Source organism: Streptomyces sp. NBC_00289, assembly GCF_041435115.1.
In the GTDB taxonomy this organism is placed as follows: Bacteria; Actinomycetota; Actinomycetes; order Streptomycetales; family Streptomycetaceae; genus Streptomyces.
In genome coordinates, this window is the sequence record NZ_CP108046.1 from 2,564,240 (window position 1) to 2,588,979 (window position 24,740).

Here is a 24,740-nt window from a genome sequence, read left to right on the forward strand (position 1 = left end):
AGGGCCTTCACCGCCGCTACGGCCGCTACGGCCGCGTCGACCGCTGAGATCCACGGCCCGGCCCGCTCACGGCCGAGCGGCGGCGTCCCGCATCACCTGGTCGCGCACCCGACCGCAGCACCGGCTGATCAGCCGGGACACGTGCATCTGCGAGATCCCGAGCTCCTCGGCGATCCGGCTCTGCGTCATGTCCGCGAAGAACCGCATGTAGAGGATGGCCCGCTCCCGCTCGGGCAACGCCGCCAGACGGGGCGCGACCGCCGCACGGTCCACCACCGTGTCCAGCGCGGGATCGGTCGTTCCGAGCGCGTCGCCCAGGGAGTAGCCGTCCCCGCTGCCGGGCAGTTCCGCGTCCAGCGAGAGGGCGCTGAAGCTGTCCAGCGCCTCCAGTCCGGCGCGGGCGTCCTCCTCGCTCAACTGAGCCTGCTCGGCTATCTCGGCGACGGTCGGCTCGCGCCCCGAGACGGTCTGGGAGAGCTCCTGGCCCGCGCGCCGTACGCGGTTGCGCAGGTCCTGCACCCGGCGCGGCACGTGCAGGGTCCACATGTGGTCACGGAAGTGGCGCTTGATCTCACCGGTGATGGTGGGCACGGCGTAGCTCTCGAAGGCGTTGCCGCGCTCGGGGTCGTACCGGTCGACGGCCTTCAGCAGCCCGAGGGCCGCGACCTGGCGCAGGTCGTCGTTGCTCTCGCCGCGGTTGCGGAACCGTCCCGCGAGCCGGCCGGCCATGGGCAGCCAGGCCTCGACGATCTGCTCGCGGAGTGTGTCGCGCCGCGGCCCCGCGGGGAGCGAGGCCAGCTGGCGGAAGGCCTCCGCGGTGTCGGGGGCGTCGTCGTGCGGGTGGTGCTTCGCGCTGACTCGGGTCGGCATGGTGCGTCGCAGCTCCCTAGGAGAGTGCTCTGTGTCGGACAGTTCCCGTGGAGCGCGCCGTGCGCCTGCGCCGTGCCGGAGAGTCCCGGCCGTGCGGGCGGGCGTGTCGCTCCTGCGGGCGTGCCTCCGGTCCGAAGCACTGGAAGTGCGCCTGCCCCCGGCCTTCCGGGACAAACAGACCCGGGAAGTCGGTGGCCGGTCGTGGCCGGTCCTCCCCGTCGCCGGACAAACCGCCCGTGTCGGCGTCCCGTCCTCGGGTACGCGGTGGCCACCCGAAGATCTGGAGGGTTCTCATGCAGCGAGGCAGTGACCGGTTGAGCGTCCATCGCGACGACGAGATGAAGCACGAATTGCAGGGTCTGCTCAGGTCCGGGCACCCCACGCGGGTCGAGGAGTGGCACGACCCCGAACCCGTCGCGGACGACGACCCGGAGGTCGCGGGCGGGCCGGTGACACCGGGCCGTTCCGGGGTCTCACTGGAGGCGGTACGGCTGGAGCTGGCCCGCGTCCTGGGTCGCGGCCCGTTCCCCGCCACCGCCGGAGAGCTGGCGGGCGTCCTGCGCGACGGGCACGCGCCCGACACCTTCGTCCAGGCCGTGGAGGCGCTGCCGCGCGAGCAGCGCTTCGCCAACGTCCAGCAGCTGGCCGAGGCGCTGACGGAAGGGAGGTCCGGCGGTGACGGCTGAGTTCGTGAAGGAGGTCATGACACCGGGCGTGGCCGCGGTCCGCCCGGACGCCTCCCTCGTCGAGGCTGCGCAGCTGATGCGCACGCAGGACATCGGCGACGTGGTGGTGGCCGACGGGCAGCGTGTCGTGGGTGTGCTCACCGACCGGGACATCACGGTGCGGGCGGTCGCCGAGGGCATCGATCCGCAGACGGTGAGTGTCCGGTCGGTGTGCACGCCCGATCCCGTGGTCGTGGCCCCCGACGACCCCGTGTCGGCCGCGGTGGCGCTGATGCGGGCGCACGCGGTGCGCAGGCTGCCGGTCGTCGAGGACGGGCTGCCGGTGGGGATGGTGAGCCTCGGCGATCTGGCCGAGGCCGACGATCCCGGTTCGGTCCTCGCGGAGATCAGCCGTGCCGCACCCGACAACGGCGGCGGAGCGGACGGCCTGCCCGAGCCGGACCCGCGGAGCGGCGCGTGAGCCGGGGCCAGGCCACCGAGATCGCCGCCACCGGCAACACGGTCGACGTCGGTGACGCGACGACGCGTTACCTGCTGTACGGACTGCTGCCGGGCTGGTTCGTCCCGGGCCTCGCCGACTGGGTCATGCACCGGCGTACCCGGATCGAGGACACCGCGGGGACGAAGGAGTCCCTGCTGCACTCCCTGATGATGGCCGAGGTCGGCCTCCCGATCGCACTGACCCTGCGCTACGAGGTCAACCCCCTGCTGCTGTCGGTGCAGTTGGGCGGGGCGGCCGTGCACGAGGCCACCGCGCTGTGGGACGTGCGTACGGCCGTGCGCAGCGAACGCGAGGTCAAGCCCGTCGAGCAGCACATCCACAGCTTCCTGGAGTCGCTGCCGTTCGGCGCGCTCGCGGCACTGATGTGCCTGCACTCGGACCAGGTGAAATCGCTGCTGCGCGGCGGCCGCGACGATCCGGACGCCTGGCGTCTGGTGCCGCGTCGCAGGCAGCTGTCGCCGGGCTATCTCGCGGGAATCGCGGCCGGGATCGGAGCCTGTGTGCTGTTGCCGTACGGCGAGGAACTGCTGCGCTGCCGGCGCGCGGCCAGGGCGAGGAGGAAGCGCGCCGGCCGCGACGGCGCGCGGACCGTGCGTTCCCGACGCCACGAAGACGTGAACGCGTGAAGACGTGAACGCGTGAAGACGTGAAGACGTGAACCCGCAATCGCAGAAAGGACGTTGACCATGCGCATCGCGTTTCTGACCGCCCCCGAAGGGGTCGAGCAGGTCGAGCTCACCGAGCCGTGGCAGGCGGCGAAGGACGCCGGCCACGAGCCGGTGCTGGTGTCGACGGAGCCCGGCGAGATCCAGGCGTTCAACCACCTCGACAAGGCGGACACGTTCCCCGTGGACGAGGTGGTGGGCGAGACCTCCGCCGACTCCTTCGACGGGCTGGTCCTGCCGGGCGGCGTCGCCAATCCGGACTTCCTGCGGACGGACGAGAAGGCCGTGGCGTTCGTGGCGGACTTCTTCACCCGGGGCCGTCCGGTCGCCGCGATCTGCCACGCCCCGTGGACACTGGTCGAGGCGGACGTCGTACGCGGCCGGGTGCTGACCTCCTGGCCCAGCCTGCGGACGGACATCCGCAACGCCGGCGGCACCTGGGTCGACGAGCAGGTCAAGATCTGCGACCACGGCCCGAACAAGCTGGTCACCAGTCGTAAGCCGGACGACCTGAAGGCGTTCGGCGAGGCGTTCCTCGACGTGTTCGCCCAGGAGGCCGGCGCCGGCCGCTGACCGCCGGCAGGCGTCGCGCCTGTCCGGTGCCGTTCAGGTGCGGGGAGTCGCCGACTCCCCGCAGCCGCGTTCCCGGGCCCCTTCGCGGGTACGGCCCGCGGCGACCGGACGGTCCGGGTTGCGACGCAGGTACTCGCCCTCGAGCTGCGCCATACGGTCGTTGTGGGCGCGCAGCGCGCCGCTGGAGCCGTACAGCAGGGTGTCGTGGCGGGTCCGGTGGATGTTCTCCAGTTCCTTCATGAGCTGCTGGTCGTCCAGCCGGCTGGTGTCGACTCCGGTCATGGTGGTGTCCCGCTCGTCGTGTGCGTTCATGCGGTCCGGGTACCCAGCCATCGGCACTGTCTCGCACGGCGTCCGGGCAGGCCCCGCGGATCTCGCCTTCCGCCTCCACTGTACGAACATCCCCGCTCCCCGGCCTCCGCCCGCGGGGGACCAGTCGCCGCGCCGGGCGGGCGCGGGCGGTCGGCCGGCATCGGTCAGCGGGCGCGCTCGACCCGCCGCTCGTCCCAGACCGGCTCCGGCGTCTCACGGACCCGGCCGTCGCTGCCGAAGACCAGGTAGCGGTCGAAGGAGCGGGCGAACCAGCGGTCGTGGGTGACCGCGAGGACCGTGCCGTCGAACACCTCCAGGCCCTCCTGGAGGGCTTCGGCGGACTCCAGGTCGAGGTTGTCGGTCGGCTCGTCGAGCAGCAGGGCTGTGACGCCCTCCAGCTCCAGCAGCAGGATCTGGAAGCGGGCCTGCTGGCCGCCGGAGAGCCGCTCGAAGCTCTGCTCGGCCTGCTGGGTCAGCTCGTAGCGGCGCAGCCGGGACATGGCGGCACCGCGGTCCTGGGAGTGCTCCTGCCACAGGATGTCGAGGAGGGCGCGGCCGGCCAGCTCGGGGTGGGCGTGCGTCTGGGCGAAGTGCCCGGGCACGACGCGCGCCCCCAGCTTCCACTCGCCGGTGTGCGTGACCTCGTCGCCGGCGAGCAGGCGCAGGAAGTGCGACTTGCCGGAACCGTTGGAGCCGAGGACGGCGACCCGCTCGCCGTAGAAGACCTCCAGGTCGAAGGGTTTCATCAGGCCGGTGAGTTCAAGTCCCTTGCAGGTGACCGCCCTTACTCCGGTACGGCCGCCCTTCAGGCGCATCCTGATGTCCTGCTCGCGCGGCGGCTCCGGCGGCGGCCCGGCCTCCTCGAACTTGCGCAGGCGGGTCTGGGCGGCCTGGTAGCGGGAGGCCAGCTCATGGCTGATGGAGGCGGCCTGCCGAAGGTTCAGCACCAGCTTCTTCAGCTGCGCGTGCTTCTCGTCCCAGCGCCTGCGCAGCTCCTCGAAGCGGGCGAACCGTTCGCGCCGCGCCTCGTGGTAGGTGTCGAAGCCGCCGCCGTGCACCCAGGCGTCGGCGCCCGCGGGCGAGGGCTCCACGGAGACGATCTTCTCGGCGGCCCGGGCGAGGAGCTCGCGGTCGTGGGAGACGAACAGGACCGTCTTGCGGGTCTCCTTCAGGCGTTCCTCGAGCCAGCGCTTGCCGGGTACGTCGAGGTAGTTGTCGGGCTCGTCGAGCAGCAGCACCTCGTCGGTGCCGCGCAGCAGCGCCTCCAGGACCAGCCGCTTCTGCTCGCCCCCGGACAGGGTGCGCACCTGCCGCCACTGCGCCTTGTCGTAGGGCACGCCCAGCGCGGCCGTGGTGCACATGTCCCACAGCGTCTCGGCCTCGTACCCGCGCGCCTCGGCCCAGTCGGAGAGGGCCTGCGCGTAGGTCAGCTGGGCTGCCTCGTCCTCGTCGGTCATCATGGCGTGCTCGGCCTTGTCGACGGCCCGCGCGGCCTCGCGGATCCGGGGCGGCGCGACCGACACCAGCAGGTCGCGCACGGTCGTCTCGTCCCGTACGGACCCCACGAACTGGCGCATCACGCCGAGGCCGCCACTGACGGTGACGGTCCCGCCGTGCGGTTTCAGCTCGCCGGAGATCAGCCGGAGGAGGGTCGTCTTGCCGGCCCCGTTGGGTCCGACGAGGGCCACGACGGCCCCTTCGCCCACCCGGAACGACACATCGCCGAGCAGGGTCCTCCCGTCGGGGAGGTGGTACTCGAGGTGCGCGGCTTCCAGATGTCCCATAAGGAGTCAGTCTGCGGTCGGCGGGGGCCGCCGGACAAGCGCGTTTCGACCCGATGCACCGTCGGTCCAGTATTCGATACGCGTATCTCATCATGCGACATGCGGGCGTACGGTGACGCGTACCGCCGGAGGGGCCGCGGGGTCCCGCGAGCCGGTACGTCGAGAGGGGATCGGGTCATGCCGAAGTCGCAGGAGACGCCACAGAAACCGCGGGAGACCGCCGTCTACACGCACGGGCACCACGAGTCCGTGCTGCGCTCCCACACCTGGCGCACCGCCGCCAACTCCGCGGCCTACCTGCTCGGCTCGCTGAAGCCGCACATGCGGATCCTCGACATCGGCTGCGGTCCGGGGACGATCACCGCCGACCTGGCGGAACTGGTCCCCGACGGGCACGTCACCGGCGTCGACCACGCCCCCGGCATCCTGGACCGGGCCCGGGCCGAGGCCGCCGGCCGCGGGCTGACGAACACCGACTTCGCGGTAGCCGACGTGCACGCGCTGGACCACCCGGACGACACCTTCTGCGTGGTGCACGCCCACCAGGTGCTCCAGCACGTCGGCGACCCGGTGCAGGCGCTGCGCGAGATGCGGCGGGTCACCAGGCCGGGCGGGTTCGTCGCGGTGCGCGACTCGGACTACGCGGCGATGACCTGGTATCCCGGGTCACCGGGGATGGACGACTGGCTGGACCTGTACCACCGGGTCGCCCACGCCAACGGCGGGGAGCCGGACGCCGGACGCCGGCTGAAGTCCTGGGCCCTGCGGGCGGGGTTCACGGATGTCACGGCCACCTCCGGCACCTGGACCTTCGCCACCGCCGAGGAGCGTGCCTGGTGGAGCGACCTGTGGGCCGAGCGCACCGTGGCCTCGGCGTACGCGGAGCGAGTCACCGCGGGCGGCCACGCGACGGCGGAGGAACTGCGGGCGGTGTCGGCGGCCTGGCGGGAGTGGGGGACGCGGGAGGACGGCTGGTTCAGCGTGCTCCACGGCGAGATTCTCTGCCGCAAGGGCGCCTGAACGCCTGTTTTCGGGAAACCCGGTGAGCAGGAGGTTCAGATCATGGTTCCCATCCTGCTCGTACTGCTGCTGGTGCTGGTTCTCTTCGGTGCCGGTTTCGCGTTGAAGGTGCTCTGGTGGATCGCGCTGGCGGTCCTCGTCCTGTGGGTGGTCGGATTCCTGGTTCGCGGCACGAGCGAGTCCGGAAGCAGGGGCCGCTGGTACAGGTGGTGAAGCAAGCGGTTCGCAGTGGGTGAGCGCAGGTCTCACCCCCGCAGGCAGACTCCCGGAAGTCCTACTCCCGGGGAAGCAGAGGTCCCAGCGGCCCGAGGTCCAGATTCAGGTCCTCGGGCCGCAGTCCGTAGCGGTCGCGCAGCTCGGTCATGCGGTCGTCGAGCAGCATGAGGGTGAGCCCGATGCGCTCCTCCTGCTCCTCGCTCAGGTCGCCCGTGTCGAACCGGCGCACCGCCTGGCGTTCCATGAGCTGACGCAGCAGTTCCACCACGGTCAGGACGAGTTTGACGAGGTCGCGCTCGACGGTGTCCGGTTCGAGGTCCAGCCGGTTGCGGCGGTCTGTCACGTCAGTTCCCCCAAGGCGACGGCACCTGCTCGTTCACCGAGCTGATCAGCGCGTTCAGGTCGATACGGACCAGGTCGACGTCCGCGATGCGCAGGGTGATGTCCCCCTTGATGACGACGCCGCCGGCGAGGAGCCGGTCGAGCAGGTCGACGAGGGCGATCTCCCGGCGTTCCACGACGGTCATGTCCCCTCCCCCACATCCCGCGTGTCCCCCGTGTCCCCCGCGAAGGAGTAGGCCGCCCAGGGGCCGGTGAGTTCGACCCGCAGTCCCGGGTCGTCGTCCTTGGTCCGGTCGACGAGTTCCACGAACTCCTCGGAGGCCTCGCGCGGCACGAGATAGGCGGCGTTGAGCACGTTGCGCCCCGACGCCTTGGACAGTGCGGGATTCTGCGGCGCGTGCAGCCGGGCGGCCTCGGCGAACGAGGAGAGCGTGGTGTGCAGCCGGCCCGCGAACTCCTCGGCCTTCTGCCACCTGCTCTCGCTCGCCCGGGTGTGCTGACGCCGCTGCCGCAGGTAGTCCCGGCCGGACGCCGGCCTGTCCGCCGTCGGGCCGGTCTTCTCCGGCTCCGCCTCCGCGTACACCTTGACGCCCCATTCCACCCGCCCGGCAAGGCGGTCGAGGGTGTCCCGGAAGTCGGCCTCCCGCTCCTCCATCATCACGCGTACGCCGCTGTCGTCCCGGAAGACGGTGCCGAGCCGCAGCGGCAGCGGGGTGGTGACGACGGTGAGCGCGTCGATCACGCCCTGGTGTGCCCTGGCCGTCCCGGTCAGCCAGTCAAGGTCCTCCAGATGGGCGCGCAGCGGTTCCTCGGCGAAGTCCCGCTCCGGCACATGGCTGACGACGGCGACCAGGCCGTGGTGGGTCAGCATCCTGGGCGGGTCGCCCGCCACCCCCGTCAACTGCGCCTGCAGAGGCGCGCCGAGGGGGTGGCAGACGGCGTAGACGTACCGCAGACCGGTCATCCGGGCTCCTTGTGCTCCTGGGTGCGGCCGGGCTCCAGCCGGGTCAGCTGGGCCAGCCGCTCGCGCAACTCGGCGTTCTCACGGGTGAGTTCGTCGCGGCGGGCGCGGGTGGACAACGCCGGGTCGTCCTCCCACCAGTCGATGCCCATCTCCTTCGCCTTGTCGACGGAGGCGACGATGAGCCGCAGCTTGATCGTGAGGAGTTCGATGTCGAGCAGGTTGATGCGGATGTCGCCCGCAATGACGATCCCCTTGTCGAGCACCCTTTCCAGGATGTCGGCGAGGTTGGCGCCGCCGCCCTGCCCATAGGGCTCGGGCATGCGCCCTGCCATGCTCATCGCCGGCTACCGCCGTCGGCGTACTCGTACTCGCCCTCCTGCTCCTCTTCCGCCTCCGGCTCTTCCTCCTCCTCGTACTCACCGGTCTCCTCGCCGGTCTCGTCCTCGGCAGCCGGGGCCTCCTCTTCCTCCTCGCCCTCGTACTCCTCCTCGTCCTCGTCGTAGGGCTCCTCGTCGGTGGGCTCCTCGTCGGTGTCCTCCGCCGCGGCGTCCTCCTGGTCCTGCCCCTCCTCCTGCTGGCGTTCCTCTTCCTCAGCGATCGCGTCCTCGTGGCTGACGACGACCTCGCCGTCCTGGATCTCGCCGCGCCAGCCGTCCTCCGCCTCGTTCTTGAACATGATGAAGCGGACGTAGTTCTTGAGGTCGAGCCGGGCCCGGCGGCCCTGGGCGCGCCAGATGTTGCCGGTCTTCTCGAACAGGCCCTTGGGGTAGTACTCGATCACCAGCAGCACGCGGGTGAGACTGTCGTCGAGCCGGTGGAAGGTGACGACACCCTTCGTGGTGCCCTTGGCGCCCTCCGAGGTCCAGGAGATCCGCTGGTCGGGTACCTGCTCGGTGGTGTGCGCCTTCCAGCTGCGGGTGGACCAGAAGATCTTCATCTGCCAGTCGGAGGTCACGTCGTCGGCGCGGTTCGCGCTCTTGACGCCCTTCGCGAAGGTGCTGAAGTCCTGGTACTGGGTCCACTGGTCGTAGGCCGTGCGCAGCGGCACGCCCACGTCGACGTACTCGAGGATGACGGTCGGCTTGTTGCCCGAGCGGCCCTTGTTCTTGCCCTTGCCGCCGCCGAGGTTCTTGAGAGCGCCCATCACGTTGTCCTTTGCCCGTGTGGCCCCCAACTCCAGGGCGCTGCGCAGCGGCCCCTTGCCCTCGGCGAGCTTGCGTCCGCCGTCGAGCGCGAGTTTCGCGAAGCCGGGGCTGTTGCCCTCGGCTATGTCGTTGAGCTTGCCTGTGGTCTCACCGAGTTTGTGTCCCACCCCGACCAGCAGGCGTTCAGCCTGGGCGGCGAGATATTCCTGCGCCTCGGCCTTCAGCCGGTCCACCGCCTCGCTCCTGGCGACGTCGGTGAGCGGGTTGTTCTTGGCCTTGTCGGTGGCGTCACGCGCCGATCCGAGGGTGTCGCTCATCGTTCACCGCCTCCCTTCGGCAGCCGCCGGCTCGCGTTACGGGCGCCGCCGCCCGCCGCCGCGGTCTTCTTGCCGGCCGTCTTCTTCGCCGCGGTCTTCTTCGCGGCCGTCTTCTTGGCGGGGGCCTGCTTCGACGCCGTCTTCTTCGCGGGCGCCTTCCGTGCCTGGGACTGCTTCGCCGGGGCCTTCTTCGCCGGGGCCTTCTTCGCGGCCGGCCTGCGGCGCGGCTCGGACTCCTCGTCGGGCTCCTCGCCCTCGGAGTCCTCGCCCTCGGAGTCCTCGTCCTCGTCGTACTCCTCCTGCGGCTCCTGGTCGTCCGCGGAGTCCTCGGCGGCGTCCTCGTCCCGGTCGTCGTCCCGGTCGTCGTCCTGATCCTCGTCACGGGGGTCGAGGCCGGTGTCCGGCACCACGCCCGCGAGCTGGTCGCGGACCTCGGCGGTACGGCCGTGCAGGCGGTCGGCGAGCGCTTCGACCTGCCGCTCGACCATCGCGCCGGAGGCGGCCTTGCCGACCCCGCGCAGATCCTGGCGCAGCTGGTCTCCGATCTCCTTGAACTGCGGGTTCTTCAGCAGCTGTTCGGAGGCCAGGTCCGCGATGGCCCGTGGGCTGAGGTGCATGCGCTTGCCGGCCACGAGCGAGCCCACGGCGAAGGCGAATTTGAGCTTCTTCGTGCGTCCCAGAAGATATCCGGCCCCTATGGCGAGGCCCATTCCCACTCGGTTCATCGTGTTGTCCCGTCACCTGTCCCCGCGCCACCGCGCAGTCCGATCTCCAACCGGTCCAGGAGCTCGTCCTCCTGTCGGTCGAACGTCTCCTCGTCGATCTCGCCGGCCTCCAGCCGTTCTTCCAGCCGGCCGAGTTCGGCCCGGACCGTGGCCGGGTCGTAGTAGAGGCGCTCCGCCTCGTTCAGTACCTGCTTGATCACCCATCCACTGCCTCGCACCGGGGCGAACGGCAGCAGCAGGACCTCTCCGATCAGTCCCACGGGATCACTCCTGACTGGTGTCGGCCCCGATCGTGGTGCCCGCGGGCTCGGCGGGGCCGGGCTCGACGAAGCTGTAGGGCGGCAGCGGACCGTTGACCCGCAGGTCGACGTGGGGGTGGGCGGCGCGGACCTGTTCCGCGGCGGCGAGGAAGTCCTCCGCCGCACCGCGGTCCACCAGGAACGAGAGGTTGGCCAGCCAGCCGGAGGACTCGGGGCCCACGCTCACGGCGTCGGCCAGCGTCTCGAGGGCGCTGCGCACCTCGGCCGCGTCCTCGGCCTCCCGGGCCTGGACCGCCGCGACGACCATTTCGCCGAGCTGCAGCTTCTGCTCGTAGGAGCCGCCGCCGGTCTGCCGGTTGGCCTCCGTCAGGGCGCGGATCTCCGGGTTCTCGGACATCACACGGTGCAGGACGGCCTCTTCGTCGTGCACGGCCTTGATGTTGTACTCGACCTTGCCGTCCAGCGTCGCCAGGCGCTCCTTGTAGTGCTCGGCCCGCTCGGCGAGCACCCCGGTGACCGAGGCGTCGTCCGGGGCCACGCTGCCGAACCGCATGGGCAGCACACAGCCGTCGGCACCCGCCTCGCTCAGCACGTTCTGGTGCGCGAGCAGGTCCTTGCGCTTGGGGCGCAGTCCCTCCGGCGCGTCGCTGACGACGGCCGCCAGCTCGCCCTCCTTGAGGATGCGCACGGGGCACGGCGGAGTGCCGACGCCGTCCATCCCGTCGGGCAGCGAGGGATGGGAGGCGGCGGTGATGGCGTAGACGTACGTACTCACTCCCCCTCCTCCTTCCTGCGTGCGGCCGTGGACTTGCGGGCCCGTGGCCTGGGCTCCGGCCGCTCCTCACGTGCTTCCTTGAAGGCGCCGGATATCGTCTCGGCGGCGCCGGAGAGCGCCCCCTTGGACTTGCCGCGCGCGCCGGATTCGGTCATCTCGCCGACCAGGTCGGGGAGACCGGGGTTCTTGTGCGGACCGGACTCCAGGTCGAGTCGGTTGCACGCCTCGGCGAAGCGCAGGTAGGTGTCGACGCTGGCCACGACGACACGTACGTCGATCTTCAGGATCTCGATACCGACGAGGGACACGCGTACGAATGCGTCGATGACGAGCCCCCTGTCGAGAATGAGCTCCAGAACGTCGTAGAGGCCGCTGCTGCCGCCTCCGCCGCCGCCCTGCTGTGCCGGAACTACGGTCATGCCGACCGAGCCTCCTTCTCCGTGGTTTCGGGTGTGGGTGTGCGCGCGGGGGGTCGGCGGCCTAGCGGCCGCCGGGCCTTCGTGTGTCGGACCGCCCGCGTTCGTAGCGACGGACACGGCGGTAGCCGGTGAGGGCGCCGTCCCGGTCGAGGTCCACCTGGTAGGTCGCCATCAGGCTCATCGTGTCGGGCACACGGGCGAGCTCCAGTACCTCCACCTCGAGCGACCAGCCGTCCGGCGTCTGCTCGAAGGACGACACGGTCTCGGCTTCCATGCCCGTCAGTTCGGCGAGCTGCGAGCGCGCGCTGCGCAGCACCTCGATGGGCTTGGGCCGGTCATCCGTCACAGTGCTTTCCGTACCTTCTTCGTCCTTTTTGGATTGATTCTCTGAATCGTGAGAGTTTGGTGTGCTCTTTGTGTTCGACATGGCCACCTCTCACTCCGTGTGGCCGCGATGCGGATGGCCAAACCTTCTGCGGTGGGTGCGTCAGCCGCGCAGCTTGTCGAGCCTGCGCCGGGCCGGACCCAGGGCGCGGCCGCCGCGCATCACCTCGGCCCAGGGGTTGGTCCGGGCCTGTTCGACGGCGTCGGCGACGGTCCAGCGGCGGGCGTGGACGGCCGGATCGTCCAGCTGTGACCAGGTGATCGGGGTGGCCACGGGCGCGCCGGGCAGGGCGCGGACGCTGTACGGCGCGACCGCGGTCTGCGCGTAGGCGTTGCGCCCCACGTCGAGATAGAGCCGGTCGCCACGGTCCTTCTTGCGGGCGGCGGTGGTCAGCTCGTCCGGGTGCGCGGCGGCGAGGGTGTCGGCCACCGCCCGGCTGAACTCGCGCACCGCGTCGAAGTCGTCACCACCGGTGACCGGCACGACCACGTGCAGGCCGCGCGAACCGGTGGTCATCAGCGCCGAGGGCAGACCGAGCTCGTCGAGCAGCTCCCCCGTCAGCCGGGCCGCCGAGCGCACCGCCGAGAAGTCGTCCCCGGCCGGGTCGAGGTCGAAGACCATCCGGTCGGGCCGGTCCAGGTGTCCGACCCGGGACAGCCAGCGGTGCAGGGTCAGCGCGGCCTGGTCGGCGAGGTGCACCAGGGTGGCGGGTGTCGTCGCACACGGGGTGGCAGACGGTGCCGCCCTCCTTGGGGACCTCGACGCGGGTGATCCAGTCCGGGTAGCTCTCCGGGGTGTTCTTCTGCATGAAGCGGGGGCCGTCCACACCGTCGGGATGCCGTTCCAGCATCAGCGGACGGCCACGCAGGTGCGGCACCATGAACGGGGCGACGGCCCGGTAGTAGTCGACGAGGTCGCCCTTGGTGTACTCCCTCGTGTCCCGGCCGCCGGGAAAGAGCACCTTGCCGGGCCGGTGCACGCGCACCGTCCGCCGCCCGGCCCGCACCGTGCGGACGTCGTCGCCGCTCACCGCACGACCGCCTCCTCCACCAGCAGCCGCCCCGCCGCCGCGATGGACTCGGCGTCGATGCCCGCGGCGTGCAGCGACTCGTCCGGGGAGGCCGAGCCCGGCATCGTCCGTACGGCGAGACGCACCAGCCGGGGTACGGGACGCCCGTCTGTGAAGGCGTCGAGGACGGCGTCCCCGATTCCGCCCTCCTCGTGGTGGTCCTCCACGGTCAGCAGGCAGCCGGTCTCCTCGGCGGCCTGCCGCAGGGTGGGCCGGTCGACGGGCTTGACCGAGTACAGGTCGATCACCCGGACCTGGACGCCCTCGTCCCGGAGGGCGTCGGCGGCCTTCAGCGCCTCGTGGACGGTGACGCCCGCGGCGACGATCGTCAGCCGGTCCCGCTCCGAGGAGCGCAGCACCTTGCTGCCGCCGACCGGGAACTCCTCGTCGGGTCCGTAGATCACCGGCCCGGCGCCGCGCGAGGTGCGCAGGTAGCGGATGCCCTCCAGGCCGGCCATCTCGGCCACCAGCCGGGCGGTCTGGTTGGCGTCGCACGGGTACAGCACGGTCGAGCCGTACACCGACCGCATCATCGCCAGGTCCTCCAGGCCCATCTGGCTCGGCCCGTCCTCCCCGATGGCGACGCCCGCGTGCGACCCGACGAGGTTGATGCCGGAGCCGCTGACCGCGGCCATCCGGATGAAGTCGTGGGCACGGGTCAGGAAGGACGCGAACGTGGCGGCGTACGGCACCCAGCCGCGGGACGCGAGGCCCACCGCCGCGCCGACCATCTGCTGCTCGGCGATGTAGCACTCGAAGTAGCGGTCCGGGTGTTCCTTGGCGAAGAGCTCTGCACGCGTGGAGTCGCCGACCTCGCCGTCCAGGGCGACCACGTCGCCGCGCGCGCTGCCGAGCGCGGTGAGCGCCTGCCCGTACGCGTCCCGGGTGGCGACGCCCTTCTCGTGCTCCGCCTTGTCGAAGCGGGGCAGCTCGATCCGCCCGTCGCCGTGCACGGCGTGCAGCATGCGGGCGGTCGGCGGTTCGTGCACCCGGACGCGGAGGTCGCGCGGGCCGCCGAGTTCGGCGATCGCCTCCTCGGCCTCCGGCAGCGGCTTGCCGTGCTGGCCCTCGCGGTCCTCGACCGCGGCGACGCCCTTGCCCTTCAGCGTGCGGGCGATGATCGCGGTCGGCTGGCCGGTCGTCGACCTCGCCTCGCCGTACGCGCGGTCGATCGCGTCGACGTCGTGCCCGTCGATCTCGACGGTGTGCCAGCCGAAGGCCTGGAAGCGGCGCGCGTAGGCGTCGAGGTCGTGGCCGTGCCGGGTGGGGCCGCGCTGGCCGAGCCGGTTGACGTCGACGATCGCGGTGAGGTTGTCGAGGTGCTCGTGGCCGGCGTGCTCGGCGGCCTCCCAGACCGAGCCCTCGGCCATCTCGCTGTCCCCGCACAGCACCCACACGCGGTAGCCCGTATGGTCCAGCCGCTTGCCGGACAATGCGATGCCGACCCCCACGGGCAGCCCCTGCCCGAGCGAGCCGGTGGCCGTCTCAACCCACGGCAGCCGCCGGGGCGTCGGGTGCCCTTCGAGACGGCTGCCCAGCTTGCGGAAGGTGAGCAGTTCGGCGTCGTCGATGGCACCGACCGCCTTGTAGGCGGCGTACAGCAGGGGCGAGGCGTGCCCCTTGGAGAGGATGAACCGGTCGTTTCCGGGGTGTTCGGGGCGCTCGAAGTCGGAGCGGAAGTGGTTGGCGAGGAGTACGGCCATCAGGTCGGCGGCCGACATCGACGAGGTCGGGTGCCCTGAGCCCGCCGCGGCTGCGGCACGCACACTGTCCACGCGCAACTGCTGGCCCAGTTCGACGAGTTCAGCGGTGTTCATGAATCTCCTTCCACGAGCGCGTCCGACGAACCGCCGGACCGCTTGACGGGTCCCGGAGTCCCGGCGGGCTGACCGCCGGGCCGGGAACGGGGGGCTTGGGCCCGGAGCCCGGTCGGTGCTCGGCGGGCTCGGGGCGGGGTCGTGTCCTGGCGGGCTCTGACTGGCCGGCTCCTGGCGCTTCGGGGCCGGCAAGCCTTCCGCGTCCCCCTGGGCGGGGCACCCAAACGTCGGCCGGTTTCCGCGGGGGACGCCGGGTACCCGGGCGGCGACCCATCCGTCCCCCCGTCGCGGAGTTCCCGACCCGCCTCCGCAGCGGAGTCACCGGAGGTACCCCCATGCCCGAATACGGCTACTTCCTGTCGTGCGAGGAGTTCGGCCCCGCCGATCTGGTCGAGCAGGCGAGGATGGCCGAGCAGGCCGGCTTCCAGTCGCTGTGGATCTCGGACCACTACCACCCGTGGAACGACGCACAGGGGCAGAGCCCCTTCGTCTGGTCGGTGATCGGTGCGATCTCGGAGGCGGTGTCGTTGCCGATAGGGACGGCGGTGACCTGCCCGACCGTGCGGATGCATCCCGCGGTGGTGGCCCAGGCGGCGGCGACCGCCGCCGTGATGACGAACGGCCGCTTCCGGCTGGGCGTCGGCAGCGGCGAGGCCCTCAACGAGCACATCCTCGGCCATGTCTGGCCGCCCGCGAACGTACGCCTGGAGATGCTGGAGGAGGCGATCCAGGTGATGCGCCGGCTGTTCACCGGCGAGGAGGTCAGCCACTACGGCACCCACTACAAGGTGGAGAACGCCCGCCTGTACACGGTCCCCGACGAGCCCGTCCCGATCGACGTCTCGGGCTTCGGCCCCGCGGCGACGAAGCTCGCGGCGCGGGTGGGCGACGGCTACGTCACGATGATGCCGGACGAGTCGATGGTCGAGCAGTTCCGCAAGGGCGGCGGGGGCGCCAAGCCGGTGAGCGGCGGCACCAAGGTCTGCTACGGCACCGACCGCGACGAGGCCGTACGGACCGTCCGCAAGCTCTGGTACAACGAGCTGCTGCCGGGCGAGATGGGTCAGATCCTGCCCTCGCCGCGGCACTTCGAGCAGCTCCAGCCACTGGTCACCGAGGAGATGGTGAGGGAGAAGTCGGTGTGCGGGGACGACGTCGACGAGCATGTCGCCGCGCTGTCCGCCTTCGCCGACGCGGGCTTCGACCGCGTCTACGTCAACCAGATCGGCGCCGACCAGCGAGGCTTCTTCGACTTCTACCGCACGAAGGTGCTGCCGCAGCTCCAGGGCTGAGCCTCCCGGGCCCAAGCCGGGAACGACGCGGACGACGCGGACGACACCGACGACACGAACGACACGGACACGAACGAACGGCGCGACGGGAGCTCTTCGCCCTCCCGTCGCGCCGTGATTTCCCCGTACTGCCCGTACGGCGTCACGCCGGCCGGTGCGGCGGTTCGGGGTCGGCGCCGGCCTCGGCCGGGCTCGTGCCGGGACGGGCGGGCGGGGCGGCGGGCATGGGCGGAACGGGCGTGCCGGTCGGCGCGGCGGGCACCGCGGGGTCCGGAACCTGCCGCTCACCCGCGACACGGTCGTCACCGGCGACGGCCTCGCGGCCCGCGCCGAACCGTCCCGCGTGTGCTCCGCCCGGCCGGGCCGCCTCGCGCAGCGCGTAGGCGACGGCGCCCAGGATCACGGCGGTGATCAGCGCGGCCGCCCAGTCGGGCAGACCGAGGGCGAGGGCCAGGCCCACGGCGAGCGCGACGGCCGCGCCCGCGTACAGGGCTGCGGCGCCGGACGCGGCGTACAGCCCTGCCGTACGGCGTTGCTTGCGGGTCTGCTCGCGCAGTTCGTCGCGCACGGTCTCGCGCGCCACCTGCGCCAGTTCGTCGACGAGTTGACGGTCCAGATGCTCCAGATGTTCCAAGCGGTCCATGCCTCTCGGATACCCGCCAATCGGCGCGTGAGGCCCCCTCTTTCCGCCCCCCGCACGGCCTCGCCCACCCCTCCCCACTCCCGTGTCCCCCAACTAGTGCCGCAACAGGCAACGTTCGCCCCGTCGCGACGCCCGGCAAACGTTGCCTGCCCGGCACTAGGCTTGTCCTCATGGACATTCTGGGAGCCACGCTGCGCGTCTGCGTCGACGACCTGGAGACCGCGGTCCCCTTCTACGAACGGCTGGCGGGCGGCACGGCCCTGCGCTTCGAGCGCGGCGGCGTCGAGGTGGCCGCGGTCGGCTGCTTCCTGTTGATGAGCGGCCCGGCGGCCGAGCTGGAGCTGCTGCGCAAGGTCGCCGCGACGATCGCCGTCAAGGACGTCGAAGAGGCCCACGAGGTGCTCAGCGAGCTGGGCGCCCGCATCATCGCGGGCCCGGTCGCGACACCGGCGGGCCGCAACCTGATCGCGATGCACCCGGACGGGGCGGTGTACGAGTACGTGGACCGCGGACCGTAGCCCCTTCGCGACCCGGCGGGCCGGCTCGGCTCCCCGGCGCCGATATTCCGCGCGCGGCCCTGCCCCGCCGCCGTACAGTCGGGCCCGGTCGGGGGGCTACGACGGCGTGAGGGATCGGGAACAGCGGATGAGCGAGCAGCACACCTACCGGGTGATCGTCCGGGGCACGTGGGACGGACTCACCGACGAGGCCCGCGCCCGGCTGCTCGCCGAGGCCGCCGACCACGGCCTGACGAGCATGCGGTTCACCGAGGACGGCACGCTGTCGTACGAGCCGTCGCCGCTCAAGCACTTCTCGATGCGGTACGTCGTCGTGTCGGACGCGGCGGACGGCGAGGAGATGGCCGGGGCGATCGCGGAGGACCGGGCCGAAACCGCGCTGCGCGGGCTCGGTCACGGCTTCGGCGAGCTGAGGTCGACGGTCACGGACCTGGACACGATGAAGGTCAACCGGAAGTCCGCGGCCCGGTCATCTCGGCGGTGATCGCCCAGCGCTGGTGATCGCGCCAGGCACCGTCGAGGAAGATCATGCCGGGCGAGAAGCCTTCCAGGCGGAAGCCGCAGCCGCGGGCGAGCGCGATCGAGGCGGCGTTGCCGGGCTGCACGTTGATCTCCAGCCGGTGCAGGCGCATGGGCCCGAACGCGTGGCGGACCACGAGGCCCAGCCCCTCGCGCATCAGCCCGCGCCCGGCGGCGTGCGCGAAGGCCCCGTAGCCGAGGGCCCCGCACTGGAAGCCGCCCTCGACGATGTTGTTGATGTTGATGAACCCGGCGATGCCGCCGCCGTCCTTCTCGCACACCAGGAACCCGGCCCGGGCCGGATCCTCGATCAGCCGCCCCGCGTACGCGGTGTAGGCGGCGACCCGGTCCGGCGGGAAGAGCCAGGGATGGTGCAGGTCCTTGCTCTCCCGGGCCCGGGCGGTGAACTCGGCGCCGTCCTCGTAGGTGAAGTGGCGTATCCCCACCCGGGGGCCCTCGGCGAGATAGCGGGAAGTGTGATGAGGCACCCGGTCACCCTACGGCGGTCACCTGCGGAGGGGCGCGGCGGAGCGTTCACCTGCGCCGTCCCATGAAGTACGCCCCGCACAGCGCTCCGATGAGGCCGGTGGCGAGTAGGGCCGTCCACAACGGCATCGTCACCTCGGGAACCAGCAGCCTGATCCTGGTGTCGCGGGTGTTCTCGAAGATGAAGATCAGGGCGAGGACGCCGAGCAGCAGCACGGCGATCCTGGCGGGCGTCATCCTCCGCCGTTTGTCACCGGTCCGGCTCCTGCTTTCGGAGGTCTTCGGGCTCATACATCCAGCATGGTCCGCCCTGGCCCGTCCCGCGCGGTGAGCACCGGCTCGTGGAGCGGGGCATGAGCCGTACGAGTGACCCGGCCGCGCTCCGCCCACCGGCTCCGCCTGCCGGGTGGCCGCGCCGCGGGACGCACGGCAGGTCTCCTGACGGGGACCCGAGGGGCGGCACACCGCCCGGCGGCCGTGTCCGTACGGTGCTCGCCGCTCAGCGAAGTGCCGGTTCGTCGAACGTCAACGTGCCCGCGTCCGCGTCGAGTTCCGCGGTCATGCCGAGCGGGATCGTCGACGCGTCGTCGCAGTGCCCGAATCCGAACTCCTCGACCACGGGTACGCCCAGGCCGCCGAGCCGGTCGGCGAGGACCGCGCGCACCCCTTCGTACGGACCGCACCCGGCCCACGACCCCAGTGCGACGCCCGCGACGCCGTCCAGCCAGCCGGCGCGCAGGAGCTGGGTCAGCATGCGGTCGACGCGGTACGCCGGTTCGCCGATGTCCTCGAGCAGGAGCAGCCCGCCCCGGGCGCCGGGCAGGGCGTGCGGCGTGCCGAGGTCGGAGGCGAGCAGGCTGAGGCAGCCGCCGAGCGTGACCCCGCGGGCCCGGCCGGGCACCAGGGCTCCGCCGCCCGAGGCGGTGAGGGTGCGCACCGACTCCGGCGCGAAGAGCGTGGCCCGCAGCTGGTCCTGGGCCCGTGCGCTCTTGATGAAGTCCGCGCCCGCCGCCGCGGGGCCGTACAGCGTGACCAGCCCCAGCCGGGTGGCGAACGCCTGCTGGAGCACCGTGATGTCGCTGAAGCCGGCCAGCACCTTCGGCCCGGCCGCCCGCATCGCCTCCCAGTCGAGCAGGTCCACCATCCGCTGGATCCCGTAGCCGCCGCGCGCGCACAGCACGGCGTCCACGGACGGGTCGCACCACGCACGCTGCAGGTCCGCGGCCCGGTCGGCGTCCGAGCCCGCCAGGTAGCCCAACGCGCCGTGCCGGTCGAGCACATGGGAGCCCACGACCGGGTCGAGGTCCCAGCCCCGCAGTACGTCGAGTCCGGCCTGGAGCCGTTCCTCGGGCACGGGCCCGCTGGTCGCGACGACGGCCACGCGGGCGCCGGGGGCGAGCCGGGGCGGCCGCAGCAGTTGCCTCATGCGGAGGGCTCCCATGCCGGGACACCGTGCGGGTGCAGCCCGAAGACGTGTGCGTACAGGGCGAGTTCGGCCTCCAGGGCGCGGATCATCGTGTCCGCCCGCCGGAAACCGTGACCCTCGCCCTCGAAGGCGAGGTAGGTGTGCGGCACCCCTCTGGCCGCCATCCGGGCCAGGAAGCGTTCGCTCTGCGCGGGCGGGCAGATCACGTCGTCGAGGCCCTGCAGCAGCAGGAAGGGGGCGGTGACGCGGTCGGCGTGTTCGGTCGGCGAGCGCTCCGCGTACCGGCCGGGCACCTCGGCGTACGGTCCGACCAGGGTCTCCAGGTACCGCGACTCGAAGTCGTGGGTCTCCCCGGTGGCCCAGCCGGCCAGGTCGAGGATCGGGTAGCTGATCGTGCCGCAGGCGTAGACGTCGGTCGTGACGAGCGACGCGGCCGCGGTCCAGCCGCCCGCGCTGCCGCCGCGCACCGCGAGCCGGTCGCGGTCCGCGGTGCCCTCGTCGGCGAGGGCCAGCGCGACGGCCGCGCAGTCCTCGACGTCGACGACACCCCACTGTTCGCGCAGCCGGTTGCGGTACTCCCGGCCGTATCCCGTGGAGCCTCCGTAGTTGACCTCGGCGACGCCGATGCCACGCGAGGTGAAGTAGGCGATCTCCAGGTCGAGGACGAGCGGTGAGCGCCCGGTGGGGCCGCCGTGCGCCCACACCACGTACGGCGGCAGTTCGCCGCCGGGCGCCGTGCAGCCGGGGTGGTGCGGCGGGTAGACGTGCGCGTGCACCTCGCGTCCGTCGGGTCCGGTGAAGGTGCGGATCAGCGGCTCGGGGTAGTGGGCGGGGTCCACGGCGTCGTCGTGCGCGGCGCCGATCACCCGGGCCCGGCCGGTCCTGGTGTCCAGTTCGACCACCTCGTACGCGCTGCGCGGACTCGCCCCGACGGCGACGACCCTCCCGCCGTGCGCCGCGAGCGTGGGCGCGAACTCGGTCCAGGGCCCGGCCACGTCGACGAGCTCGCCGGTCTCCGGGTCGAGCACCCCGAGGGTGGTGGCGCCCCGGCCGTGCACGACGGCGACGAGCCCGTTGTCCAGCGGGGCGAACCAGCGGTGGCCGAGCTTCCAGAGGGGACCGCCGAACTCCTCCTCGCGCGGGCACAGCGGCTCGCCGTCGCGGTAGAGGTTCCACCAGCCGGTGCGGTCGCTCGCGTACAGGAGGGAGCCGTCGGACGCCCAGTCGGCCTGGGCGATCGACTCGTCGGGGCCGCCGGCCACCGTCCGGGGCTCGCTCAGGGTGCCGTCGCCGGTGACATCGGCGACGAGGAGTTCCGTGCCGTCCCACGGCATCCGCGGGTGGTCCCAGCCGAGCCAGGCCGCGCGCCGCCCGTCGGGCGACAGCCGCGGGCCGGTGACGAAGCGGTGCCGGGCAGCGGTGAGTTCACGCACCGCGCCGCGGTCCCGGGCCGCCGCGCCGTCCAGCGGCACCGCGGCCAGGACGCGGCGCACGTCGGAGGGCCCGTCGCCGGTGAACTCCTCGAGGACGCACCACACCTCGCCGTCGGTGAGACGCAGCTGCGGCTGCGCCCAGCGCAGTCCGCCGCCCACCGGGGACAGCGGGGTGAGCGGAAGCGGGTCGCCGCCCGGCCGGTACCGGTACAGCCGCTGATCGGCGAAGTGCACGAACACCACGAGCGGTTCACCCTCGTGCGTCACCCCCGCCCAGGGCTGTCCGCCGTACTCGATGACGCGGCTGCGCACGTTCCACGGGGCCGGCAGCACCGACTCCTCGGTGCCGTCGGCGTGCCGGCGGACGAGGGTGCGCCGGCCGCCCTCGGTGGGGCGCGGCTCGGTCCACCAGGTCTCGTCGCCGACGATCCCCACGTACTCGGGGTGCCCGTCGTGCGCGGCGGCGAGCGCCGCGTCCACGGGTGAGGGCCAGGAGCCGTAGGCCAGCGTCCGCATGTCGTCCCCCATTCGCCTAGGCCGTCCGCAGGAAGCGGTCGAGTACGCGGACGCCGAAGTGGAGCGCCTCGACCGGGACGCGCTCGTCGACGCCGTGGAAGAGGGCCTGGTAGTCGAGGCCCTCCGGAAGCTTCAGCGGTGCGAAGCCGTAGCCCGTGATGCCGAGGCGCGAGAACTGCTTGGCGTCCGTGCCGCCGGACATGCAGTACGGCACCACATGTCCCTCGGGGGCGAACTCCTCGACGGCGGCCCGCATCCGAGCGTACGTCGTCGAGTCCACCGGGGCCTGGAGGGCCACCTCGCGGTGCTCGAACTCCCAGCTCACGTCCGGTCCGGTGAGCCGGTCCAGGGTCGCGCGGAACTCGTCCTCGCCGCCGGCGAGGTAGCGCCCGTCGACGTGGGCGACGGCCTCCCCCGGAATCACGTTGATCTTGTAACCGGCGTCCAGCATGGTCGGGTTGGCGCTGTTGCGGACGGTGGCCTCGACGAGCTTGGCCGCCGGGCCGAGCTTCTCCAGGAGCGCGTCCACGTCACCCAGGTCGGGCTCGATGCCGTACAGCGCGGCGAGTTCGGTGAGGGCGGCGCGCACGGTCGGGGTCAGCCGCAGCGGCCACTCGTGCTCGCCGATCCGGGTGATCGCGGCGGCGAGGCGGGTCACCGCGTTCTCGCGGTTCACCTTGGAGCCGTGCCCGGCCCGCCCGCGGGCGGTCAGCTTCAGCCAGCCGGTGCCGCGCTCGCCCGCCGCGATGGGGTAGAGCTGCCGGCCGCCGCCGTCGTGGAAGGTGAACGCCCCGGACTCGCTGACGCCCTCGGTGCACCCCTCGAAGAGCCCGGGGTGCCGGTCGGCGAGGAACCCGGAGCCGTCCTCGGCGCTGGCCTCCTCGTCGGCCGTGAAGGCGATCACCAGGTCCCGGCGGGGCCGTACACCCTCCCGCGCCCAGGCCCGCACGACCGCGAGGATCATCGCGTCCATGTTCTTCATGTCGACCGCGCCCCGGCCCCAGACGACCCCGTCCCGGATCTCCCCCGAGAAGGGGTGCACGCTCCAGTCCGCGGCCTCGGCGGGCACCACGTCCAGGTGACCGTGGACGAGCAGCGCGTCCGCCGACGGGTCGGTGCCCTCGATGCGGGCGACGACGTTCGTCCGGCCCCTGGTCCGCTCCAGGAGCGTGGGCTCCAGACCGGTCTCGGCCAGCAGCGCGGCGGCGTACTCGGCGGCCGGACGTTCCTGGCAGTCGCCGCCGCCCCGGTTCGTCGTGTCGATGCGGATGAGGTCGGAGGTGAAGTTCACGACCTCGTCCAGGGCCTGCCGGTCAGCCATACTGCTCCTCCACTGCGGCCGAGACGATCGTGGTGACCGCCTTGAAGGTACGGATCCCCTCGTACATGGTGTCGCTGGTGTACGCCACCCTGCGCTCGCCCACGCGGCCGACGCCCGGTACGACCGTGGCGGCCATCGCGAGGTGCTCGGCGTCGAACTCCAGCGCCACGGTGTACGGGCCGCCGGCCACCGGCTCGCGGCGGACCGCCAGCTCGGCCGCCCGCTCGGCCGCGGCCCGGATGTCGGCGGCGGTCCTGGCCGGCGTACGGCACACGGCCGCGTACCGCGACACATGGTCCTTGACGGCGACCTTCAGCGCCTCGGGCGCGTAGCCGAGGGCGTCCTCGCAGGCCACGTCGTCGCCGGTGACGAGGACGACGGGCACGCCGTACTCCGCGACCACGTGCGCGTTGAGCAGACCCTCGCTGGCCCGTACGTCGTTCAGCCACACCCCGGTGATCGAGTTGGCGAGGTAGGTGTGGGCGAGGACGCCCTCCATGCCGGCGCCCGCGTGGTAGCCGACGAACGCGATGCCGTCGACGTCGCCGTGCTGCACGCCCTCCACCATGGAGAGGGACTTGTGCCGGCCGGTGAGCATCTCGGTCCGGTCGTCGAGCCGCTCCAGGAGCAGGTTGCGCATGCTCCAGTGCGCCTCGTTGACGAGCACCTCGTCGGCGCCGCCGTCGAAGAATCCGAGCACGGCGGCGTTGACGTCGGAGGTGAACATCGACCGGCACCGCTCCCACTGCGGCGTGCCCGGCAGCACGTCGGCCGGCCAGGTCACGCCCGTGGCGCCCTCCATGTCGGCGCTGATGAGGATCTTCATGGTGCGTCACGTTACGCGTCGCGGCGGGACCCGGCCAAGAATTCCCGAGCGGCCGGTTCCGGTCGGCCCGCGCACCCGGCCGGGGGCCGGCCGGCGCCGCGGGCCCCGGTGTACGGGCCCGGGCGGGACGGCTCCCTCCCTCACCTTCACCGGGCCGGGACCGTCACTCCGTGCGCCCCGCCACCAGCCACTTCGAGGGCAGTTCGACGCGGGTGCCGTCGGGCCCGTACTCCGTGGTGGTCAGGGGCAGTTCGCCGCTCGCCAGGACGGTGAGTCCGGCCGCGCGCAGATAGCCGGGGACGGCCTCGTCGGCCACCTCGCCGGGGGCTATGCCGTGCCGGAAGACGGGCGCGAGTTTGGGCGGCGGGCCGGCGGGACCTTGCGCCAGGCCCATCAGGACGGGCTTCGCGGCCTCGGACAGCTCGACGAGGAAGACGCGGCCGCGGTCACCGGCCAGCGCGGCCAGGCCGTCCACCAGCGGCTGCCGGTCCTCGGGGTCGGCCTGGTGCAGCACGCCCCGCACATAGACGTTGGCGTCGCCGAGCTCGGCGTGCAGCGTGTGCGCCTCCCCCTTCTCGGCCGCGTCCAGCAGCCGGTAGCCGGCCTGCCCCGCCCGGTCGGCCTGCCGGGCGTGGTCGAGGGCGGCGGCGGACAGGTCGGCGCCGATGACGCGCGGGAAGCGGTCCGCGAGGAAGCGCGTCTGAGTGCCGTTGCCGCAGCCGACGTCCACCAGCGGCAGGCCCGGATCCGTCAGGTGCGGTTCGAAGAGGGCGAGGTGGATGCCCGCGGTCAGGGCCGGCTCCGCGTCCCAGAACACGGCGCCCTGCCCGTCGGGAGCCTCGCGCCAGAAGCCCTCCCAGGCATCCCGGTACCGACTCGTCACGCTCATGCGCACTCCCCAGGTCGCGACCGCC

At 72.3% G+C, this 24,740-nt stretch carries 30 protein-coding genes and 2 pseudogenes; 9 read left to right on the top strand and 23 right to left on the bottom strand.

The window, feature by feature from the left end:
- Nucleotides 1-66: 66 nt before the first annotated feature.
- Nucleotides 67-870, bottom strand: coding sequence for an RNA polymerase sigma factor SigF (locus OG985_RS11975; RefSeq protein ID WP_371668280.1), 804 nt, complete (start codon nt 868-870; stop codon nt 67-69).
- Nucleotides 871-1,163: 293 nt separating this feature from the next.
- Between OG985_RS11975 and OG985_RS11980 the strand changes: the two genes are divergently transcribed.
- From OG985_RS11980 to OG985_RS11995, 4 genes are read left to right on the top strand one after another with little or no spacing between them, the layout of a single operon-like run.
- Complete coding sequence (locus tag OG985_RS11980; RefSeq protein WP_371668281.1) at nt 1,164-1,556, top strand: DUF2795 domain-containing protein; 393 nt, start codon at nt 1,164-1,166, stop codon at nt 1,554-1,556.
- Nucleotides 1,546-2,016 carry a CBS domain-containing protein gene (locus OG985_RS11985; protein ID WP_371668282.1) on the top strand — a complete coding sequence of 157 codons (471 nt, stop codon included), beginning with the start codon at nt 1,546-1,548 and terminating at the stop codon, nt 2,014-2,016. The genes OG985_RS11980 and OG985_RS11985 overlap by 11 nt, the downstream gene beginning before the upstream one ends.
- Complete coding sequence (locus OG985_RS11990; RefSeq protein WP_371668283.1) at nt 2,013-2,684, top strand: diguanylate cyclase; 672 nt, start codon at nt 2,013-2,015, stop codon at nt 2,682-2,684. The genes OG985_RS11985 and OG985_RS11990 overlap by 4 nt, the downstream gene beginning before the upstream one ends.
- Before the next feature lie 60 nt (nt 2,685-2,744).
- On the top strand, nt 2,745-3,296 hold the full coding sequence (locus OG985_RS11995; protein ID WP_371668284.1) for a type 1 glutamine amidotransferase domain-containing protein: 552 nt from the start codon (nt 2,745-2,747) through the stop codon (nt 3,294-3,296).
- 33 nt (nt 3,297-3,329) lie between these two features.
- Here the strand turns inward: OG985_RS11995 and OG985_RS12000 are convergent, their stop codons facing one another.
- Together OG985_RS12000 and OG985_RS12005 are read right to left on the bottom strand one after the other, a co-directional pair.
- Nucleotides 3,330-3,608, bottom strand: coding sequence for a DUF6158 family protein (locus OG985_RS12000; protein ID WP_371668285.1), 279 nt, complete (start codon nt 3,606-3,608; stop codon nt 3,330-3,332).
- A 164-nt stretch (nt 3,609-3,772) separates the two neighbouring features.
- Nucleotides 3,773-5,392, bottom strand: coding sequence for an ABC-F family ATP-binding cassette domain-containing protein (locus tag OG985_RS12005; RefSeq protein ID WP_371668286.1), 1,620 nt, complete (start codon nt 5,390-5,392; stop codon nt 3,773-3,775).
- Nucleotides 5,393-5,569: 177 nt separating this feature from the next.
- Between OG985_RS12005 and OG985_RS12010 the strand changes: the two genes are divergently transcribed.
- Nucleotides 5,570-6,412 carry a methyltransferase domain-containing protein gene (locus OG985_RS12010; RefSeq protein ID WP_371668287.1) on the top strand — a complete coding sequence of 281 codons (843 nt, stop codon included), beginning with the start codon at nt 5,570-5,572 and terminating at the stop codon, nt 6,410-6,412.
- 42 nt (nt 6,413-6,454) lie between these two features.
- The gene (locus OG985_RS12015) at nt 6,455-6,625 is read left to right on the top strand and encodes a hydrophobic protein (RefSeq protein ID WP_371668288.1); all 171 of its coding nucleotides are present in this window, start codon (nt 6,455-6,457) and stop codon (nt 6,623-6,625) included.
- A 61-nt stretch (nt 6,626-6,686) separates the two neighbouring features.
- Here OG985_RS12015 and OG985_RS12020 read toward each other — a convergent pair whose 3' ends face one another.
- From OG985_RS12020 to OG985_RS12075, 12 genes and pseudogenes are all read right to left on the bottom strand, one after another.
- Nucleotides 6,687-6,971 (bottom strand): gas vesicle protein K, encoded by a 285-nt coding sequence (locus tag OG985_RS12020; RefSeq protein WP_371668289.1) that lies wholly within the window; start codon nt 6,969-6,971, stop codon nt 6,687-6,689.
- A gap of 1 nt (nt 6,972) precedes the next feature.
- The gene (locus tag OG985_RS12025) at nt 6,973-7,155 is read right to left on the bottom strand and encodes a gas vesicle protein (protein ID WP_356041409.1); all 183 of its coding nucleotides are present in this window, start codon (nt 7,153-7,155) and stop codon (nt 6,973-6,975) included.
- On the bottom strand, nt 7,152-7,934 hold the full coding sequence (locus OG985_RS12030) for a GvpL/GvpF family gas vesicle protein (RefSeq protein WP_371668290.1): 783 nt from the start codon (nt 7,932-7,934) through the stop codon (nt 7,152-7,154). The genes OG985_RS12025 and OG985_RS12030 overlap by 4 nt, the downstream gene beginning before the upstream one ends.
- The gene (locus OG985_RS12035) at nt 7,931-8,272 is read right to left on the bottom strand and encodes a gas vesicle protein (RefSeq protein ID WP_371668291.1); all 342 of its coding nucleotides are present in this window, start codon (nt 8,270-8,272) and stop codon (nt 7,931-7,933) included. The genes OG985_RS12030 and OG985_RS12035 overlap by 4 nt, the downstream gene beginning before the upstream one ends.
- Nucleotides 8,269-9,396 carry an SRPBCC family protein gene (locus OG985_RS12040; RefSeq protein WP_371668292.1) on the bottom strand — a complete coding sequence of 376 codons (1,128 nt, stop codon included), beginning with the start codon at nt 9,394-9,396 and terminating at the stop codon, nt 8,269-8,271. The genes OG985_RS12035 and OG985_RS12040 overlap by 4 nt, the downstream gene beginning before the upstream one ends.
- A complete protein-coding gene (locus OG985_RS12045; protein WP_371668293.1) occupies nt 9,393-10,121 on the bottom strand; it encodes a DNA primase in 729 nt (242 codons plus the stop codon). The genes OG985_RS12040 and OG985_RS12045 overlap by 4 nt, the downstream gene beginning before the upstream one ends.
- A pseudogene (locus OG985_RS12050) lies at nt 10,118-10,387 on the bottom strand (gas vesicle protein GvpG); the annotation flags it as partial. The gene OG985_RS12045 and the pseudogene OG985_RS12050, both read right to left, overlap by 4 nt.
- Entirely contained in the window at nt 10,386-11,156 is a 771-nt protein-coding gene (locus OG985_RS12055; protein WP_371668294.1) for a GvpL/GvpF family gas vesicle protein, read from the bottom strand. The gene OG985_RS12055 and the pseudogene OG985_RS12050, both read right to left, overlap by 2 nt.
- Nucleotides 11,153-11,575 carry a gas vesicle structural protein GvpA gene (locus tag OG985_RS12060; RefSeq protein ID WP_371668295.1) on the bottom strand — a complete coding sequence of 141 codons (423 nt, stop codon included), beginning with the start codon at nt 11,573-11,575 and terminating at the stop codon, nt 11,153-11,155. Before OG985_RS12060 ends, OG985_RS12055 begins: the two co-directional genes overlap by 4 nt.
- A gap of 61 nt (nt 11,576-11,636) precedes the next feature.
- Nucleotides 11,637-12,002 (bottom strand): gas vesicle protein, encoded by a 366-nt coding sequence (locus OG985_RS12065; RefSeq protein ID WP_371674342.1) that lies wholly within the window; start codon nt 12,000-12,002, stop codon nt 11,637-11,639.
- Nucleotides 12,003-12,062: 60 nt separating this feature from the next.
- Nucleotides 12,063-12,990 (bottom strand): annotated as a pseudogene (gene ligD, locus OG985_RS12070) (non-homologous end-joining DNA ligase).
- Nucleotides 12,987-14,846 carry a transketolase gene (locus OG985_RS12075; RefSeq protein WP_371668296.1) on the bottom strand — a complete coding sequence of 620 codons (1,860 nt, stop codon included), beginning with the start codon at nt 14,844-14,846 and terminating at the stop codon, nt 12,987-12,989. Before OG985_RS12075 ends, ligD begins: the two are co-directional and overlap by 4 nt.
- Nucleotides 14,847-15,181: 335 nt before the next feature.
- Between OG985_RS12075 and OG985_RS12080 the strand changes: the two genes are divergently transcribed.
- Nucleotides 15,182-16,138, top strand: coding sequence for an LLM class F420-dependent oxidoreductase (locus OG985_RS12080; RefSeq protein ID WP_371668297.1), 957 nt, complete (start codon nt 15,182-15,184; stop codon nt 16,136-16,138).
- A gap of 142 nt (nt 16,139-16,280) precedes the next feature.
- On the opposite strand, the gene OG985_RS12085 is transcribed toward OG985_RS12080, so the two are convergent.
- Nucleotides 16,281-16,781: a phage holin family protein gene (locus tag OG985_RS12085; RefSeq protein WP_371668298.1), complete on the bottom strand. Its 501-nt coding sequence runs from the start codon at nt 16,779-16,781 to the stop codon at nt 16,281-16,283.
- 170 nt (nt 16,782-16,951) lie between these two features.
- Here OG985_RS12085 and OG985_RS12090 point away from each other — a divergent pair, with 170 nt between their 5' ends.
- Complete coding sequence (locus OG985_RS12090; RefSeq protein WP_371668299.1) at nt 16,952-17,299, top strand: VOC family protein; 348 nt, start codon at nt 16,952-16,954, stop codon at nt 17,297-17,299.
- A 127-nt stretch (nt 17,300-17,426) separates the two neighbouring features.
- Nucleotides 17,427-17,783, top strand: a complete 357-nt coding sequence (locus OG985_RS12095; RefSeq protein ID WP_371668300.1) for a DUF6204 family protein — start codon at nt 17,427-17,429, stop codon at nt 17,781-17,783.
- Here the strand turns inward: OG985_RS12095 and OG985_RS12100 are convergent.
- The 7 genes from OG985_RS12100 to OG985_RS12130 form a co-directional block, all read right to left on the bottom strand.
- The gene (locus OG985_RS12100; RefSeq protein WP_371668301.1) at nt 17,746-18,306 is read right to left on the bottom strand and encodes a GNAT family N-acetyltransferase; all 561 of its coding nucleotides are present in this window, start codon (nt 18,304-18,306) and stop codon (nt 17,746-17,748) included. The genes OG985_RS12095 and OG985_RS12100 overlap by 38 nt on opposite strands.
- A 46-nt stretch (nt 18,307-18,352) precedes the next feature.
- Nucleotides 18,353-18,595 (bottom strand): DUF1049 domain-containing protein, encoded by a 243-nt coding sequence (locus tag OG985_RS12105; protein WP_371668302.1) that lies wholly within the window; start codon nt 18,593-18,595, stop codon nt 18,353-18,355.
- Between the two features lie 208 nt (nt 18,596-18,803).
- Complete coding sequence (locus OG985_RS12110; protein ID WP_371668303.1) at nt 18,804-19,730, bottom strand: LD-carboxypeptidase; 927 nt, start codon at nt 19,728-19,730, stop codon at nt 18,804-18,806.
- Nucleotides 19,727-21,679 carry an LpqB family beta-propeller domain-containing protein gene (locus OG985_RS12115; RefSeq protein WP_371668304.1) on the bottom strand — a complete coding sequence of 651 codons (1,953 nt, stop codon included), beginning with the start codon at nt 21,677-21,679 and terminating at the stop codon, nt 19,727-19,729. The genes OG985_RS12110 and OG985_RS12115 overlap by 4 nt, the downstream gene beginning before the upstream one ends.
- A 16-nt stretch (nt 21,680-21,695) precedes the next feature.
- Complete coding sequence (locus OG985_RS12120) at nt 21,696-23,000, bottom strand: M20/M25/M40 family metallo-hydrolase (RefSeq protein WP_371668305.1); 1,305 nt, start codon at nt 22,998-23,000, stop codon at nt 21,696-21,698.
- Entirely contained in the window at nt 22,993-23,826 is an 834-nt protein-coding gene (locus OG985_RS12125; RefSeq protein WP_371668306.1) for a M55 family metallopeptidase, read from the bottom strand. Before OG985_RS12125 ends, OG985_RS12120 begins: the two co-directional genes overlap by 8 nt.
- A gap of 163 nt (nt 23,827-23,989) precedes the next feature.
- On the bottom strand, nt 23,990-24,715 hold the full coding sequence (locus OG985_RS12130) for a class I SAM-dependent methyltransferase (protein ID WP_371668307.1): 726 nt from the start codon (nt 24,713-24,715) through the stop codon (nt 23,990-23,992).
- Nucleotides 24,716-24,740 lie beyond the last annotated feature (25 nt).

Bases quoted from the DNA above. Each gene is read 5' to 3' on its own strand.
- OG985_RS12010 (WP_371668287.1), top strand. From the start codon at position 5,570: ATGCCGAAGTCGCAGGAGACGCCACAGAAACCGCGGGAGACCGCCGTC.
- OG985_RS11975 (WP_371668280.1), bottom strand. From the start codon at position 870: ATGCCGACCCGAGTCAGCGCGAAGCACCACCCGCACGACGACGCCCCC.
- OG985_RS11980 (WP_371668281.1), top strand. From the start codon at position 1,164: ATGCAGCGAGGCAGTGACCGGTTGAGCGTCCATCGCGACGACGAGATG.
- OG985_RS12080 (WP_371668297.1), top strand. From the start codon at position 15,182: ATGCCCGAATACGGCTACTTCCTGTCGTGCGAGGAGTTCGGCCCCGCC.
- OG985_RS12035 (WP_371668291.1), bottom strand. From the start codon at position 8,272: ATGAGCATGGCAGGGCGCATGCCCGAGCCCTATGGGCAGGGCGGCGGC.
- OG985_RS12130 (WP_371668307.1), bottom strand. From the start codon at position 24,715: ATGAGCGTGACGAGTCGGTACCGGGATGCCTGGGAGGGCTTCTGGCGC.
- OG985_RS12120 (WP_371668305.1), bottom strand. From the start codon at position 23,000: ATGGCTGACCGGCAGGCCCTGGACGAGGTCGTGAACTTCACCTCCGAC.
- OG985_RS12005 (WP_371668286.1), bottom strand. From the start codon at position 5,392: ATGGGACATCTGGAAGCCGCGCACCTCGAGTACCACCTCCCCGACGGG.
- OG985_RS12045 (WP_371668293.1), bottom strand. From the start codon at position 10,121: ATGAACCGAGTGGGAATGGGCCTCGCCATAGGGGCCGGATATCTTCTG.
- OG985_RS12085 (WP_371668298.1), bottom strand. From the start codon at position 16,781: ATGGACCGCTTGGAACATCTGGAGCATCTGGACCGTCAACTCGTCGAC.
- OG985_RS12110 (WP_371668303.1), bottom strand. From the start codon at position 19,730: ATGAGGCAACTGCTGCGGCCGCCCCGGCTCGCCCCCGGCGCCCGCGTG.
- OG985_RS11995 (WP_371668284.1), top strand. From the start codon at position 2,745: ATGCGCATCGCGTTTCTGACCGCCCCCGAAGGGGTCGAGCAGGTCGAG.
- OG985_RS12060 (WP_371668295.1), bottom strand. From the start codon at position 11,575: ATGACCGTAGTTCCGGCACAGCAGGGCGGCGGCGGAGGCGGCAGCAGC.
- OG985_RS12090 (WP_371668299.1), top strand. From the start codon at position 16,952: ATGGACATTCTGGGAGCCACGCTGCGCGTCTGCGTCGACGACCTGGAG.
- OG985_RS12000 (WP_371668285.1), bottom strand. From the start codon at position 3,608: ATGAACGCACACGACGAGCGGGACACCACCATGACCGGAGTCGACACC.
- OG985_RS12095 (WP_371668300.1), top strand. From the start codon at position 17,427: ATGAGCGAGCAGCACACCTACCGGGTGATCGTCCGGGGCACGTGGGAC.
- OG985_RS12025 (WP_356041409.1), bottom strand. From the start codon at position 7,155: ATGACCGTCGTGGAACGCCGGGAGATCGCCCTCGTCGACCTGCTCGAC.
- OG985_RS12030 (WP_371668290.1), bottom strand. From the start codon at position 7,934: ATGACCGGTCTGCGGTACGTCTACGCCGTCTGCCACCCCCTCGGCGCG.
- OG985_RS12065 (WP_371674342.1), bottom strand. From the start codon at position 12,002: ATGTCGAACACAAAGAGCACACCAAACTCTCACGATTCAGAGAATCAA.
- OG985_RS12040 (WP_371668292.1), bottom strand. From the start codon at position 9,396: ATGAGCGACACCCTCGGATCGGCGCGTGACGCCACCGACAAGGCCAAG.
- OG985_RS12105 (WP_371668302.1), bottom strand. From the start codon at position 18,595: ATGAGCCCGAAGACCTCCGAAAGCAGGAGCCGGACCGGTGACAAACGG.
- OG985_RS12015 (WP_371668288.1), top strand. From the start codon at position 6,455: ATGGTTCCCATCCTGCTCGTACTGCTGCTGGTGCTGGTTCTCTTCGGT.
- OG985_RS12115 (WP_371668304.1), bottom strand. From the start codon at position 21,679: ATGCGGACGCTGGCCTACGGCTCCTGGCCCTCACCCGTGGACGCGGCG.
- OG985_RS12075 (WP_371668296.1), bottom strand. From the start codon at position 14,846: ATGAACACCGCTGAACTCGTCGAACTGGGCCAGCAGTTGCGCGTGGAC.
- OG985_RS12125 (WP_371668306.1), bottom strand. From the start codon at position 23,826: ATGAAGATCCTCATCAGCGCCGACATGGAGGGCGCCACGGGCGTGACC.